This window comes from Gemmatimonadota bacterium, assembly GCA_016719105.1.
Lineage (GTDB): Bacteria > Gemmatimonadota > Gemmatimonadetes > Gemmatimonadales > Gemmatimonadaceae > SCN-70-22.
This window is the reverse complement of sequence record JADKAQ010000008.1, coordinates 385,544-399,847: the sequence shown is the minus strand read 5'-3', so window position 1 is coordinate 399,847 and position 14,304 is coordinate 385,544. Positions and strand designations below refer to the sequence as shown.

Genomic DNA, 14,304 nt, shown 5'->3' with positions numbered 1-14,304 from the left:
GACCCTTGGGGGACGGGGAGGATTGCAACCGACGGATGTGCCTCACGCCGAGCGGCGGACTAGTCGCCCCACACGTCGCGCATGAGGCGCACGAAATTGCCGCCGATGATCTTCTCGATGCGCGCGTCGGGGTGGCGGCGCGACGCAAGCGCCTCGGCGATCCGCTCGAGGCGGCGCGGCGTGTTGAGGTCGGGGACGAAGAAGTAGACGTTGGGATCCTCGCCCGGCGCGGCGATGCCGGCCTTCTGGCGACGCGCAACGAAGTCCCGATGGTCGCGCTTGTATTCCTCCGTCACGTCGTGCGGGGTGATGGACAGGTCGCTGCCGATCCCCACGTGGTCCTCGCCGCACACATTGACCGCATGCTCGATGTGCTTCACCACGTCGTCGAGCGTGGGCTGACGCCCAGGGGTCAGGAACGGCATGAGATAGATCCCGATCACCCCGCCCTTGTCGGCCATCGCCTTGAGCTCCACGTCGCGCTTGTTGCGCGGCACGTCGGCCAGCGCGGCACACCCGGAGTGCGTGATCGAGACCGGCCCCTTGGCCACGGCAATGCCATCGGCGGTGGTGCGCTGCCCGCAATGCGAGAGGTCCACGAGCACCTTCTGCTTCTCCAGCTCGGCCACGACCTCGCGCCCGAACGAGCTCAGCCCCGCGTTGCCCGGCTCGAGGCTCCCGTCGCCCACAAGGCTGCGCGTGTTGTACGTCAGCTGCACGATCTTGACCCCGAACGCGGCGAACGTCGCGATGGTCGACAGGTCGCTCCCGATGGGCTGCACCCCCTGGAAGCCGTAGATGATCCCCAGGCGCTTGGTGCGCTTGGCCTCCGCCAGGTCGCGGACCGAGCGCACGCGCATCAACACGTCGCCGTGCACGTTGAGCTCGCGCTCCCACGTCCCGATGCGGCGCATCGTCGACGGAAAGTCGTCGCCGTTGACGGTGAGGTTGATCCCGGTGATCCCCGACGCCGCCGCGTTGCGCACCATGGCGTCGGAGAGCGGAGTCGCTGGCTGCGTGGTGTTGAAGGGTCCAGGCGACGCGAGGCAGTCGATCACCATCGCCTGCTCATACCGAGGCCACGCCGCGCCAGCAGCGGGAGCAGCAACGGGTGCCGCGGAGGCGGCGGGAGTGCCAGCAGCGACGGACGAGACGTGCGACCACGGCAGCAGTGCCGGCAGTCCCACGAGGGCGGCCGTGCGGCCGATGGCGTCACGGCGGGTGCACCCGCTGGGCTGATCGTCGCGCATGGGAAGGCTCGTTAGGTCGACGGGGAACGCTCGCGCATGAGGGCGCGCGCGATAATGAGTTGCTGAATCTGCGTCGTACCCTCATACAACCGGAAGATTCGCACGTCCCGATACAGCCGCTCGGCCACGCACGGGGCGATGTAGCCGGCCCCGCCGTGGATCTGTACGGCGCGATCGGCGACGCGCCCCACCATCTCCGAGGCGAACATCTTGGCGCACGACGCTTCGGTCGAGACGCGCTCGCCGGCGTCGGCCCGGCGCGCCGCATCCAGCACCATGCAGCGCGCCGCGTACGACTCGGCACGGCTGTCGGCCAGCATGGCCTGCACCAGCTGGTGCTCGGCGATGGACTTCCCGAACTGTGTGCGCTCCATCGCGTAGCGCAACGACTCGTCGAGCAGTCGCTCGGCCAGCGCCACGCACATCGCCGCAATGTGCAGCCGCCCGCGATCGAGGGCGCGCATGGCAATCGAGAAGCCACGATGCTCGGGGCCCAGCAGTGCCGACGCCGGGACGCGGCATTCATCGAAGATGACGTCGCTCAGGTGCGCGCCGCGCTGCCCCATCTTGCGCTCCGGCGCCCCGACATGGAGCCCGGGGGACTCGCGCTCCACCAGGAAGGCCGAGACGCCGCTCGCGTCGCGCGTGGCGGGGTCTGTACGCGCGAAGACCAGAAAGACCCCGGCGTCAGGCGCGTTGGTGATGTAGCGCTTGGTCCCGTTGAGGATGTAGTGGTCGCCGTCGCGGCGCGCGCTCGTGGTGAGGGCGCCCGCATCGGACCCCGAATCCGGCTCGGTGAGGCAGAAGGCGGCGATCAGCTCGCCGGTGGCCAGGCGCGCGAGATACCGCTCGCGCTGCGCCGGCGTCCCCATCGCCACGATGCTCCACGAGCCGAGTCCGTTGTTGATCCCCACCAACGACCGAAAGACGGGGGCCGCGTAGCACAGTTCGAGAAAGGCGCGCACCGACTGCTCGACGTTGAGCCCGATCCCCCCGAACTCCGCGGGGATGGTGAGCCCGTAGAGCCCCATCTCCCGCATCTCCCGCACGAGGTCGTCGGGCACGCGGTCGGTCGCGTCGATCGCGGCCTCGGCGGGAATGAGCCGATCCCGCACGAAGCGCCGGATGGTATCGAGAAGAAGGGAGAAGGTGTCCGCGTCGAGCGCCACCGAACTCCCGTCTCCCGTCTCCCGTCTCCCGTCTGCAGTCATGAGTTCTCGATCTTGAGCATCGCCCGCGCCTCGTCAGGGGTCGCCACCTCGCGCTGCAGCTCCTTGGCCAGCCGCACCACGCGCTCCACGAGCTGGGCGTTGGTCGCCAGCTGCTTGTATGCGTAGAAGAGGTTGTCCTCGAGCCCCACGCGACAGTGCCCGCCCATCACGATCCCCATCGTCGATGCCGGGAGCTGCGCCGGTCCTACGCCGATCACGCTCCACATCCCTTCGGCCGGGACCGTATCCACCATGTGCATCAGGTGCCGCGGGTGGTACGGGAGGGCATTCTTGATGTTCATCACCATGTCGAACCAGGGCGGGCCCTTGATGAGCCCCTTCTTCCACAGATTGATGCCGGCGTGGATGTGGCTCAGGTCGAAGCACTCGATCTCGGGCTTCACGCCATACTCGATCATCTTCCCGGCATAGTACTCCACGTCGATCGGGTCATTCATGTACGGCCCTTTGGGCAGGTTCACCGACCCCACGTTGAGGCTCATCATGTCGGGGCGCAGGTCGACGGCGCGGATGCGGTCGTCACGGTGCGCCGGAGACCGGAAGCCCGTCGAGATCTGCACGATGAGGCGCGTATGCTTGCGCAGCCCCTCCAGCACCTTGGCAAAGAAGTCGTAGTCGAGGCACGGCTTCTGGTCCTTGTCGCGGGCGTGATAGTGCAGGATGCTCGCCCCGGCCTCCCAGCAGGCGATCCCGTTCTCGATGATCGCCTCGGGCGTCACGGGCAGGTGCGGCGTATCGGCCGTCGTGGCATACGACCCGACAGGCGCAACGGTGATGATCAGCTTGTCATGCTGGGGAGCGGGCATGGACGGTGGGATGGAGGGGCGAGTCGGGGTGGAAGATACGAAGGAGCCTAACGCACTGCCTGGAGCCGTTCGGTGAGGGCGCGCACCCGCTGCGACAGCCGGCCCACGCCGGTCGCGATGGCCGCCACCTGCTGGCGGGCCAGCGCGGCATCGCCCAGCTCCAGTGCGTCGCGAATGACGGGGAAGGTACGCGCCACACTCCCGTTGTAGGTACTCGGCCCCATCATCGGGTTCCGGAACCAGGGACGGCCGGGAAGTCCCTCGGGGAGCATGAGCAGCTGCTCACTCTGGCGAATCTCGCGATTGATCGCCGCCAGCGCCGGCGCGTGACCGGCGAGCGCCGCGGCGCCGGCGCCGAGCGCCCGCGCATGGGCCTGTTCGTACTGGGCCGCAGCATCGCCCAGCGTCTCGATCGCCGCGACGAGCGGGGTAAGGTCGACGCCGCGCCGCTCGCGGGCGGAGAGCGCCACCAGCTCCTGCGCCCAGCCGCGATACGCCCGCGCCGCATCGGCAAACGACCACGGCAGCACCGGCGCATCCGCCAGCCGCAAGAGGGCCGACGCGAAGGCCCCGGCCTGCGACTGCCCGTAGGTGAAGCCCGGGTCGAGGAAGCGTTCGAAGTAGGTGAAGCTGTCGAACGCCGAGTGGTAGGTCCCACGCCCCGTGTTGCGATAGGCCACGTGCAACGCCGTGATCCCCAGGTGCATGGTGAAGGCGGCGTAGTCGGTGTTGGCCCCGATGGGCGTGAGCACGAAGGGGCGCGCGCGCACCGCATCGGAATCGGCGGCGCTGCGGGCCGCGCCCAGCGCGCGCGCCGTGATGAGGTCGAGCGCGCTCCGCCCCGTGGCCGGGTCGCGCGTGTCGCGCGCGATCTCGCGCATGAACGTCTCGAGGGCATGCGACCCGCTCGACGTGAAGATGCCGCGCCGATAGTTGTCGCCCTGGATGTACAGCACCGCCTTCTCGCGCAGCTCCTCGCCGTGGTCCTCGGCCCACTCGGTGGAACCCAGGATCCCCTGCTCCTCGCCGTCCCACAGCGCGAACACCAGCGTGCGCGCCGGCTTCCACCCCGTCTTGCGCATGTCGGACAGGGTGCGCGCCGCCTCCATGACCGTCGCCGCCGCCCCCACCGGATCGTCGGCGCCGAAGACCCACGCGTCGTGATGGTTCCCCGCGATGATCCACTCGTCAGGCGCCGTGGCGCCGGGGATGCGCGCGATGACGTTGTAGAGCGGCCGGGTCTTCCATTCGGAGCGCACCTTCATGTGCACCCGGGCGCGGCTGGGCCCCACGTGATACGTGAGCCCCAGCGCCCCCTTCCACGCGTCGCTCGGCACCACCGGTCCCTCGAGCGCGTCGAAGAGCGCCGAGGCATCGGCGTACGAGATGGAGAGCACGGGAATGGTCACCAACCCCTTGGCCTCGGCGCGCGTGAGGCGGCGACTCCCCGCCTTCGAGGCCCATCCCGGGCTCAAGGGATCGCCCGTGTAGTACTGGTCGTCCTTGATCCCCCCGCGTTCGACGGCGTGCGGCGGGCGCATGGGGCCGCGCGGGTACGGACGGTTGAGCCAGAAGCCGTCTTCCTTGGGGTCGTTGTACATGATCAACCCCACCGCGCCGCGCTCCGTTGCGTTCGACGACTTCACCGACCGGTGGTGCGGCCCCGCACGCGCCAGCACGATCTTCCCACGTACCGAGATCCCCAGACGGTCGAGCTGCGCGTAGTCATCGGGGAGCCCGTAGTTCACATAGACCACCTCGGCCGTCACGTCGCCATCGGCGCCGTAGGCAGCGTACGGCGGCAGGATGCCGGGGAGCCTGGAGTCGGGATCCTCGGCGAACACCTCTTCCTTGAGCCGAGCGCGCCACGGCTTGGCGCCGCGGATCTCGAGCAGCTGTTCCAGCGGCATCGGGATCAGCGCTTCGTACTGCTCGATCTGCGCGTCGAGTCCCCACTCCCTGAAGCGCGCCAGCGCCCACTCGGCCACGCGCTTGGAGCCGGGCGTTCCTGCCAGGTGCGGGAAGGCGGTCATCGCGCGGATGTATCCGCGGATGCGCGCGGGGTCTGGAGTCGTACGGGCGGCGCGCTCGAGAATGGCACGCGCGGGAAGGGCGTCCGCGGGAAAGCCCCGGATCGGAGCCTCCTGAGCCGGGAGCGTCAAAGGCCCGGCGAGCCATACGCCGATGAGCCCCGACATGATGCGCGGCACAAGCCGCGGAACGACGCGCGGCATGAGCCGCGATACGACGCGCGGCGTGAGGCCCCCGCGCACGGCTGCTTCAATACTGACCACCATCATTCGGTTCGCGTCCTCGGACTTGGCCTCGTCTGGCGAGCGACGGACACGGCTCGCGCGAGAGCAGACGGCTGCCCGAGACGATGGTACCAAGGGCGCGCACGGCGGCGCGTCACCGGGCGCCGGCTCACCGGCGCGTCACCGGGCGCCGGCTCACCGGCGCGTCACCGGCCGCCGGCTCACCGGCGCGTCACCAGGCGCGCAGCGCCTCCAGCGTGACCTCGAACGGCGCCGATGCTCCGGCGGGATGCCATGTCAGCGTTGTCTCTTGGTACATGGGGAACGACGCGTCCGGTGTCCACACCTCCGCCGGCCCTTCGACGGGGTCGATGATCCAGTACAACGGCACGCCGCGATCGCGATAGACGATGCGCTTGCGATAGCGATCGTGGTGGCGGGTGCTGGGGCTGAGCACTTCGGCGGCCAGCAGGATATCGCGCGCATCGCGCCACTCGGTCACGTGTGCGTCACCCGGACCCATCACGAACACGTCGGGCTGCACGAGCGTGTCGTTGCGTCCCCACGTGATGTCCGCCGGCGCACCGAAGACACGGCCCAGTCCTTCACGAACGCAGTATTCGCGAAGCTGTGCGAAGAGACTGCCCACCACCCACTGGTGCCGCAGGTTTGGTCCCGGGCTCACCAGCAGCTCCCCATACACCAGCTCGTGGCGCTGCCCATCGTCGGGCATCGCGAGGACCTGCTCGACCGTGAGATACGGCGAAACGGGGGCGGACATGCCCATAGACTCAGCTCGGCGACGCCGAGCGCGCAAGGGTGGAAATGTGAAGGGGAGCGCACTCGGCGATGCTACGCCGACGTGCGCTCCCCTTCGTTACCGAAAACGCGCGGGTGGTATCAGAATCGTCCCGCGTCCACATCCTTGAGAAACTTGATCACGCCGCCGAAGTACGTCTGCTGGTCGTCGTATAACGCCAGGTGGCTCCCCTTGGGGCAGTACAGATAGCGCCCGCGCTTCACCTGACCGGCCATCCACTCCATGTGCTTGGGATCCATCGTGTCGTGCTCGGCGCCGACCACCAGCGTGGGGATGGTGAGCGTGGGGAGGTCGGCGGTGCGATCCCACTTCTCCAGCTTGCCGCTCGCGCCCAGTTCGCTGGGGCCCTGCATCGGCACGTAGATGTCGGGGTTCACGTGCTTGAACGCGCGCTGCACCGGGTCGGGCCATTCGGCCGGCGGCATGCGCAGGATGTGCAGCTGGTAGTGATTGGGAATGAGCAACTCCATGTAGCGCGGGTTGCTGTAGTCCTTCTTCGCCTCGATCGCCTTCACCTCGGCCAGCACCTTCTGGTCCATCGCGGGCATCAGGACTTTGGCGGCATACTCGTTGTAGGCCGGGATGCTCGCCATCATGTTCGAGATGATGAGCCCCTTGAGGTGCTGCTGGTACTTGAGCGCGTACTCCATGGCCAGGATCCCGCCCCACGACTGCCCCAGCAGGTAGAAGTTGTCCTGGTCGAGCCCCAGCGCCTTGCGCACCTGCTCCACTTCCTCGACGAAGCGCTCGGTGTTCCAGAGCGACGAGTCCTTGGGCTGGTCGGAGTAGAACGACCCTAACTGGTCGTAGTAGTAGTACTCGACCCCCGCGCCGGGAAAGTAGGCGTCGGCGGCCTCGAAGTACTCGTGCGTCATCCCTGGCCCGCCATGCAACAGCAGGACCTTGATGGTGGGATTGTTCCCCACGCGCTTGGTCCAGACGTTGAAGGTCCCCTTCGGCGTGCTGATGGGGATGAGGCGGGCGCCGCCGGACACCACGTCCTTGCGCCCGGTCGTGTCGAAGTAGGCGGCGGGGGCGGCGGTGATGCCGTTCTCGCCCGCCGGCGGCGGGACCGACTGGGTGGTGCAAGCCGCTGCACCCAGCGTAGACGCGAAACCAAGGGCGAAGGCGGTGGCGCGGCGCGCGGCGGAGCGCAGGTGGGCGAACGGCACGAGGATCTCCAGTTCGGGCGGTGCAGCAGGATCGGTCGGTCCGAGGCAAAGCTACCGGCCGCCTCCGGCGAGGGAAGCCGCTCCCGTCCGGGGTGCCCGGCGCGCCTGCTTCGCTCGCATCGCACTCCATTGCGCTCGCGCGCTGCACCCCGCCAATTCCGCGCGACCGGATTCTCGCCGCTCTCCTGTCTTCCGCCTCCCGTCTCAAGCCCCGTTCATGTCCGCTACGCCTCGTTCCACGCTCGCCGCCCCACGCCGATGGTTCGTCGCGGCACTCGCTGCCCTCCCGCTGGTCGCCGCCGCCGCGTCTGCGCAGCGCGGCGCCCCGCGCGACCCCAACGCGCCGCTCCCGGCCCAGCCCTACCGCTTCGAGTTCCTCGGTCCGGCCACGGGAGGGCGCTTCGCCTCACTCGCTGGCGTCGAGGGGGATACCAGTGTGTGGTACGCCGGGTCGGCCTCGGGCGGCGTCTGGAAGACCACCGACGGCGGCGCCAACTGGCGCCCCATCTTCGACAGCCAGCCCGTGCAGGCCGTCGGCGCGCTGGCCGTCGCACCCAGCGACAAGAACACCGTGTGGGCAGGGAGCGGTGAGGCGTGGGCCATTCGCGAGAGCGACGTCATGGGCGACGGCGTCTACAAGTCGACCGACGCCGGCGCCACCTGGCAGCACATGGGGCTGCGCGAGACCGGGCGTATCGCCCGCATCCTCGTGCACCCCCGCGACGCCAACGTGGTCTACGTCTGTGCGTTAGGCAGGACGACCGGTCCCCAGGAGGAACGCGGCGTCTTCAAGACCACCGACGGCGGCAAGACGTGGACACGCTCGGCCTTCGTCGACGTGAACACCGGCTGCTCCGACCTCGCCATGGACGCCAAGGATCCCCAGGTGCTGGTGGTCGGGATGTGGCAGGTGGTGATGAAGTCGTGGGGGATGACGAGCGGCGGCCCGGGCAGCGGGATCTGGATGACGCGCAATGGCGGCGGCACCTGGAAGAAGGTCGAGCACCCCGGGCTCCCCAAGCAGCCGATCGGCAAGGTGGGGGTCGCCATCGCCCCCACCAACAGCAACCGCATCTTCGCCCTCATCCAGACGCTCAACCAGGGGTCGCTGTGGCGCTCCGATGACGCTGGCGCGACGTGGCAGGTGGTGAGCTGGCAGCGCGCCCTGATCGGGCGCGCCGGCTACTACAACCACCTGGCGGTGAACAGCGGCAACGAGGACGAGGTCTACGTCGCCAACTCGTCGTTCTGGCGGTCGATGGATGGCGGCAAGACGTTCGAGGACACGCGCTGGGGGGGCGACACGCACGACATCTGGATCTCCCCCAGCAACCCCGATCACTTCGGCCTCACCGACGACGTTGGCTTCACGGTCACCACGACGCACATGAAGCAGCGTCGCCGAGTGGTGCTCAACAACGGGCAGATGTACCACGTGGCCGTCGACAACCGCGTCCCGTACTGGGTCTACAGCAACCGGCAGGACAACGGGACGATGCGCGGTCCCTCCGACGGGATCGAGCGCGGCACGCCGGGGATGGGGCCGCAGGGGCCGCTCTTCTATGGGATGACGGCCGACGGGCAGCGCGACTGGGATCACGGCATCGGCGGCTGCGAATCGGGCTTCACGATCCCCGACCCTAACGAGCCCGACGTCATCTGGGCCAGCTGCTACGGCAACAAGGTCACCCGCTACAACCACAAGACGCAGACCGCGCGCTCGGTGCAGCCGTATCGCATCACGCTCGACTCGCCCCCGACGACATCAAGTACCGCTGCCACTGGACCGCGCCTCTCGCCATCGACCCGTTCGATACCGAGACGGTCTACTACGGCTGCCAGGTCATCTTCCGCACCAATAACAAGGGGCAGAGCTGGGACATCATCTCCCCCGACCTGTCGATGAAGGATCCGTCGAAGGTCAAGCCATCGGGCGGCGTGATCGGCGACAACCTCGGGCAGTTCTACGGCTCGGTCGTCTTCGCCATCGCCCCGTCCAAGGTGGAGCGCGGCCTCATCTGGGCCGGGACAAACGACGGAAAAGTCTGGGTCACGCGCAACGGCGGCACGGCGTGGACCGACCTCACGAAGAACGTGGCCGGGATGCCGGCGTGGGGAACCGTGCGCAAGATCGAGCCGTCGCCGCACGATGCGGCCACGGCGTACATGGTCGTCGACCTGCACACCAACGACGATCGCCGCCCCTACCTCTTCAAGACCTCCGACTACGGCCAGAGCTGGAAGAGCGTCGTCGGCGACCTCCCGTCGGCGCATCCGCTCGACTATGTGCTGAGCGTTGCGGAACATCCGGAGCGAAAAGGGATGCTGCTCGCCGGGACCGGGCACGCCTTCTACTACTCCATGGACGACGGGGCGCATTGGACGCCTTTCCAATCCGGGCTCCCGGCATCGCCCGTCACGTGGATCGAGATCCCGAAAGGGTGGAATGACGCTGTCGTGTCCACGTACGGCCGCGGACTCTGGGTGCTACGCGATCTCAAGGCGCTGCAGGACGGCGGGGCGGCAGCCAGCGGTGCCACCCTCTTCGCCCCGCGCCCCGGTGTGCGCCGCGCGCGCGAAGGACGCGTCGACCTCACGTTCCGCGCCGCGGACACCGCAGTCGTCAGGTTGGAGATCACCGACGCCGCCGGGCGCGTGGCGCGCACGATGAGCGTGAAGCCGCGCCTGGGGATCAACCGTGTGACGTGGAACCTGCGCTACGACCTGGCCGTCGCCGTCGCCCTGCGGACCTCCCCGCCCGACAACCCGTACATCTGGGACGAGCCCCCCTACAAGGGAAAAGACACGCGTCCCATTGCCCACTGGGGGATCCAGCAGCCGCAGACGCAGGGCCCGTTAGGCGCTCCCGGGCAGTACACCGTGACGCTCGCGGCAGGCGGCCAGTCGTTCACGCAACCGCTCACCGTGCTCAAGGCCAGCGACCTGGCCACGTCCGACGAGGACCTTGTGGCCTCGACCGACGCGCAGGTGCGCGTGCGTGATCGCCTCACTGAGACGGCTACCGTCGTGAACCAGCTCGAGGTCCTGCGCAAGAACATCGAGGACCAGCTCAAGGCCAACGCCACCAACACGGCGGCAGTCAAGGCGCTCAAGGAGATGGACCAGAAGATGCTCGACATCGAGCTCATCCTCCTGTCACGCCACGACCTGCACTCCGACGACAAGTGGTTCGTCGAGACGTACCGCACCTACCTGTCGCTGTTGTGGCTGGCGGGTGAGATCGGTTCGGGCGCCGGCGACGTGGCCGGGGGCGCCGACTGGCGCCCCACCGACTCGTCGATGCAGACCATCAAGGAACTCGAGGCCGACCTCGAGCGCGCGAAGGCGGCGTTCAAGGCCCTCATCGAGAAGGAACTCCCCGCGTTCAACGCGCGGATGAGCGCCCTCCTCAAGCCCATCACCTGAGACTCTCCCACATGCCCTGCACTCGGCGGTTTGCCTTCACCCGTCGCACGGCGCTTGCGTTCGGCGTCGCACTCCTTGGCGCCGCCGTGCTCCCGGCGCGCGCCACGTCGCAGCCGCCGGCCGCGGTTCCAGGGCCAGCCGCCAGGCTCCCGGACCTCAACGGGAAGGTGGCGCTCGTCACCGGCTCCACCGATGGCCTGGGGCGCGAGGTCGCGCGTCGCCTCGCCGCCGCCGGGGCGCACGTGATCGTGCATGGGCGCAATGTCGAGCGCGGCGAGGCGTTGGTCGCGGAACTCGCGAAGGGCGGCAAGGGGAACGCGCGCTTCTACGCCGCCGACCTCGCCTCGCTCGACCAAGTTCGCCGCTTGGCCGACAACGTCCTCCGCGACTACCAGCGGCTCGACGTGCTGGTCAACAACGCCGGCGTCGGCTTCGTCTTCGACAGCACGCGGAAGTTCAGCGTCGAGGGGCACGAGATGCACTTCGCCGTCAACTACCTCGCGCACTACCTCCTCATCAAGCGCCTGCTCCCGCTCATCATCGCCAGCGCCCCGTCGCGCATCATCAACGTCTCGTCAGGCTCGCAGGCTCCCATCGACTTCGACGACCCGATGATGGAAAAGGGATTCAATGGCGGTCGCGGTTACGCACAGAGCAAGCTCGCACAGATCCTGATGACGATCGACATGGCCCCCGACCTCGAGAAGCGCGGCGTCCTCACCTACTCGTTGCACCCGGCGACGACGATGAACACCACCATGGCACGCGCCCTCAACGTCACCCCGCGCTCCACGGTGGAAGAGGGGGCGGAGTCGGTGGTCAATGCCATCATCACCACCGAACCCACCGGCACCTACTTCAACCGGTCGGCCCCCATCAAGGCGCACCCCCAGGCCTATGACGCCGAGGCGCGCGCCAAGCTGCGTGCCCTCAGCGAGCGGCTCGTCGCGCCACGCTAGAGGCCATCTCCCCACCCCGAGGTCATCCGATGTCGGATCACGACAGGCTGCGCCGCGACGTGCGCATGCTCAAGGGCTACGCCGTCGTCACGTCGGCCTGCCTCCTCATCCTCGCGCTGGGCGCCTTTCGCCAGCCGCAACAGGCCAAGGCCCGCTTCGCCGAGCTAGACGTGGAGCGCATCAACATCGTCGAACCCGACGGCAAGCTGCGCATGGTCCTCTCCAACCGCCCGCGCTCCATCGGCCCCATCTACAAGGGGAAGCCGTTCGGCTACGCCGGCGGTTCGCGTCCCGGGATCATCTTCTTCAACGACGAAGGGACGGAGAACGGCGGCCTCACCTTCGACGGCAAGACAGGCCCCGACGGCAAGTACCGCGCGTCGAGCGGTTTCTCGTTCGACCAGTTCAACCAGGACCAGATCCTCTACTTCCAGTACAACGACGACAACGGGGTGCGTCGCACCGGCTTCACCATCGCCGATCGCGCCAACGCCGACATCTATGACATGGTCGCCGAGCGCGATTCGATCATGAAGCTCCCCGAGGGCGCGGTGCGCAACGAGGCGCTGCAAAGGTGGGCGGCACCGCGCAACGGCGTCCCCCTCATGGCCCAGCGCATCTTCGTGGGGCGCGACCCGGCCAGGAACGCGATCATCAACCTCTCCGACCCCAACGGCAAGCCGCGACTGCGCCTCAAGGTCGACTCGTTAGGGGCGGCGTCGCTCGAGTTCCTCGACGCGGCCGGGACGGTCACGTCGCGCATCCCGGATCGGTAGCCGAGAGCGACAAGACGGGCCCTCGAACGGCCGATGCGCCCCGACCTTCTCCGTTTTTTCGGGGCCGAGGGGTGGAGGAACGCGCTATCTTCCGTCTTCGCGCGCGCCGTCGGTGGTCGACGGCGCGCGTTCCGCGTCGATCGGTCTCCCCCTCGCTTCGCTCCCCCATGCGCCTGCGATACGCGGCCGTCTGCCTACTGTCCGTCGTGGTGCTCGGTACGCCGGCGCACCTCACGGCCCAGTCCACGCCGGTCGCCAAGACCCCGCCCAGGCCGTGGTCCGGGAGCGTCGAGGCGGCGGCGTCCCTCTATCAGGGCAATACGGAGCAGCGCGCCCTCTTCACACGCACCGAACTCGGACGCGCCGACAGCACGCTGCAGGTTCGGGGGACGCTGAGCTTCGGTTACGCCGATGCGGCGCGCGATTCGGTGCCCCGCGCCGTCACCAAGCGCACCTGGATCGGTACCGTCGCGCTCGACTATCGCCCGTTTGATCATCTCTCGCCCTTCCTGTTCGTCAATTACGAGGCGAGCTATGAAAAGCGCGTGCTCGACCGCGTCGGCGTGGGACTCGGTGGCAAGGCGGTCCTGCTCAGCACCGGCGCCACGGAGGCCAACATCTCGCTCGCGATGCTCGCCGAGCGCATGCGTCCCACGTCGCTTTCGCCGGACTCGTCCATCATCGCGGCGGCGCGCTGGTCGGGACGGGCGCGCTTCAAGCACCAGTTCGATCCGCGGCTCAAGCTGTCGCACACGACCTTTTGGCAACCGCGGGTGACCGACCTCGAGAGTTACACCGTGAACTCAACGTCCGAGCTGAGCCTGGCGGTGCGCCAGTCGACGAGCTTCACCGTGTCGTATCTCGCGCTCTACGACAGCGCGGCGCGCAGCCGTGGCGCTCGCAACAACAACGATGCGCAATTGCTCTTTGGAGTGAAGACCGGGTTCTAGTGCCTGTCACCGCCGCGTTGCAAGGTGGCACGCAGCGAGCCGCCGGTACGAGCCCTGATGTGGGGACATCCCCGGATGCAGGAGTATTCGGTGCGTCGTGTGTCCTGGGCTTTTCTAGCCCTCGCTGTCTTGTCCCCGTCGGCGCTTGCCCTCACCTCGCGGGACGCCACCTGGTCCGGCAAGATCGCCGGGACCGAAGGCGCCAGGGGCACGGGCGTGGCCTCGATGAAGCCGACGGCTGATGGGGCCGGAACCGACGTCAAGGTGATGCTGAACGGTGATGCCGCCGCGACCACTCGGCCCTGGCACGTGCACATCGGGAGCCGCGCGAAGGGAGGGGGCGAGCTCGGCGGCGGCTCGTCCTACGCGCCCATCGTCAGCGACGGTAGCGGGCACGGCATGAGCAGGGCCACGCTCTCGATCCCCCCCGCGTGCTGATTGGCACCGCGTTGGGGGTGCGGAGCGGTTGGTGCGCTAGTCGTGCGACTTGGCGATCATCTGCAGCATCTTCAGGTTGATCACCAGGAAGCGGAACAGCTGCCAGGGCAGGAACGTGCGCATGGCGCGCGTCCGCGGCGTGGCGACCGCGATGTACGACGCCTCGGTGTACGGCGCCGGGGCGCGAGAGGGCAGGGGAGTCAGGTCGTTAGGCATGGCA

13 protein-coding genes are annotated in these 14,304 nt (G+C 68.4%); 6 read left to right on the top strand and 7 right to left on the bottom strand.

All coding sequences use genetic code 11. From position 1 onward, the window contains the following. Positions 1-59: 59 nt before the first annotated feature. From IPN47_12185 to IPN47_12160, 6 genes are all read right to left on the bottom strand, one after another. Positions 60-1,250 carry a membrane dipeptidase gene (locus tag IPN47_12185; protein ID MBK9408785.1) on the bottom strand — a complete coding sequence of 397 codons (1,191 nt, stop codon included), beginning with the start codon at positions 1,248-1,250 and terminating at the stop codon, positions 60-62. An 11-nt stretch (positions 1,251-1,261) separates the two neighbouring features. Continuing rightward, entirely contained in the window at positions 1,262-2,419 is a 1,158-nt protein-coding gene (locus tag IPN47_12180) for an acyl-CoA dehydrogenase family protein (GenBank protein ID MBK9408784.1), read from the bottom strand. Positions 2,420-2,457: 38 nt separating this feature from the next. Continuing rightward, entirely contained in the window at positions 2,458-3,288 is an 831-nt protein-coding gene (locus IPN47_12175; protein MBK9408783.1) for a 3-keto-5-aminohexanoate cleavage protein, read from the bottom strand. Between the two features lie 47 nt (positions 3,289-3,335). Continuing rightward, positions 3,336-5,321, bottom strand: a complete 1,986-nt coding sequence (locus tag IPN47_12170) for a M28 family peptidase (protein ID MBK9408782.1) — start codon at positions 5,319-5,321, stop codon at positions 3,336-3,338. Between the two features lie 454 nt (positions 5,322-5,775). Then, positions 5,776-6,324 carry a Uma2 family endonuclease gene (locus tag IPN47_12165; protein MBK9408781.1) on the bottom strand — a complete coding sequence of 183 codons (549 nt, stop codon included), beginning with the start codon at positions 6,322-6,324 and terminating at the stop codon, positions 5,776-5,778. 119 nt (positions 6,325-6,443) lie between these two features. Then, positions 6,444-7,409 (bottom strand): proline iminopeptidase-family hydrolase, encoded by a 966-nt coding sequence (locus IPN47_12160; GenBank protein MBK9408780.1) that lies wholly within the window; start codon positions 7,407-7,409, stop codon positions 6,444-6,446. Positions 7,410-7,752: 343 nt separating this feature from the next. Between IPN47_12160 and IPN47_12155 the strand changes: the two genes are divergently transcribed. From IPN47_12155 to IPN47_12130, 6 genes are all read left to right on the top strand, one after another. After that, positions 7,753-9,441 (top strand): hypothetical protein, encoded by a 1,689-nt coding sequence (locus tag IPN47_12155; protein MBK9408779.1) that lies wholly within the window; start codon positions 7,753-7,755, stop codon positions 9,439-9,441. Further along, the gene (locus tag IPN47_12150; GenBank protein MBK9408778.1) at positions 9,438-10,961 is read left to right on the top strand and encodes a hypothetical protein; all 1,524 of its coding nucleotides are present in this window, start codon (positions 9,438-9,440) and stop codon (positions 10,959-10,961) included. The genes IPN47_12155 and IPN47_12150 overlap by 4 nt, the downstream gene beginning before the upstream one ends. 11 nt (positions 10,962-10,972) lie before the next feature. Then, the gene (locus IPN47_12145) at positions 10,973-11,920 is read left to right on the top strand and encodes an SDR family NAD(P)-dependent oxidoreductase (protein ID MBK9408777.1); all 948 of its coding nucleotides are present in this window, start codon (positions 10,973-10,975) and stop codon (positions 11,918-11,920) included. Between the two features lie 29 nt (positions 11,921-11,949). Further along, positions 11,950-12,696, top strand: a complete 747-nt coding sequence (locus IPN47_12140; GenBank protein MBK9408776.1) for a hypothetical protein — start codon at positions 11,950-11,952, stop codon at positions 12,694-12,696. A gap of 167 nt (positions 12,697-12,863) precedes the next feature. After that, positions 12,864-13,646 carry a DUF481 domain-containing protein gene (locus IPN47_12135; protein MBK9408775.1) on the top strand — a complete coding sequence of 261 codons (783 nt, stop codon included), beginning with the start codon at positions 12,864-12,866 and terminating at the stop codon, positions 13,644-13,646. A gap of 129 nt (positions 13,647-13,775) precedes the next feature. Then, the gene (locus IPN47_12130; protein ID MBK9408774.1) at positions 13,776-14,084 is read left to right on the top strand and encodes a hypothetical protein; all 309 of its coding nucleotides are present in this window, start codon (positions 13,776-13,778) and stop codon (positions 14,082-14,084) included. 36 nt (positions 14,085-14,120) lie between these two features. Here IPN47_12130 and IPN47_12125 read toward each other — a convergent pair whose 3' ends face one another. Then, complete coding sequence (locus IPN47_12125) at positions 14,121-14,300, bottom strand: hypothetical protein (GenBank protein ID MBK9408773.1); 180 nt, start codon at positions 14,298-14,300, stop codon at positions 14,121-14,123. Positions 14,301-14,304 lie beyond the last annotated feature (4 nt).

What these genes read in the sequence shown, in the direction of transcription:
- IPN47_12155 (MBK9408779.1), top strand. Translation starts at nt 7,753, where the DNA reads ATGTCCGCTACGCCTCGTTCCACGCTCGCCGCCCCACGCCGATGGTTC.
- IPN47_12125 (MBK9408773.1), bottom strand. Translation starts at nt 14,300, where the DNA reads ATGCCTAACGACCTGACTCCCCTGCCCTCTCGCGCCCCGGCGCCGTAC.
- IPN47_12175 (MBK9408783.1), bottom strand. Translation starts at nt 3,288, where the DNA reads ATGCCCGCTCCCCAGCATGACAAGCTGATCATCACCGTTGCGCCTGTC.
- IPN47_12135 (MBK9408775.1), top strand. Translation starts at nt 12,864, where the DNA reads ATGCGCCTGCGATACGCGGCCGTCTGCCTACTGTCCGTCGTGGTGCTC.
- IPN47_12185 (MBK9408785.1), bottom strand. Translation starts at nt 1,250, where the DNA reads ATGCGCGACGATCAGCCCAGCGGGTGCACCCGCCGTGACGCCATCGGC.
- IPN47_12165 (MBK9408781.1), bottom strand. Translation starts at nt 6,324, where the DNA reads ATGTCCGCCCCCGTTTCGCCGTATCTCACGGTCGAGCAGGTCCTCGCG.
- IPN47_12140 (MBK9408776.1), top strand. Translation starts at nt 11,950, where the DNA reads ATGTCGGATCACGACAGGCTGCGCCGCGACGTGCGCATGCTCAAGGGC.
- IPN47_12145 (MBK9408777.1), top strand. Translation starts at nt 10,973, where the DNA reads ATGCCCTGCACTCGGCGGTTTGCCTTCACCCGTCGCACGGCGCTTGCG.
- IPN47_12170 (MBK9408782.1), bottom strand. Translation starts at nt 5,321, where the DNA reads ATGACCGCCTTCCCGCACCTGGCAGGAACGCCCGGCTCCAAGCGCGTG.
- IPN47_12150 (MBK9408778.1), top strand. Translation starts at nt 9,438, where the DNA reads ATGAAGGATCCGTCGAAGGTCAAGCCATCGGGCGGCGTGATCGGCGAC.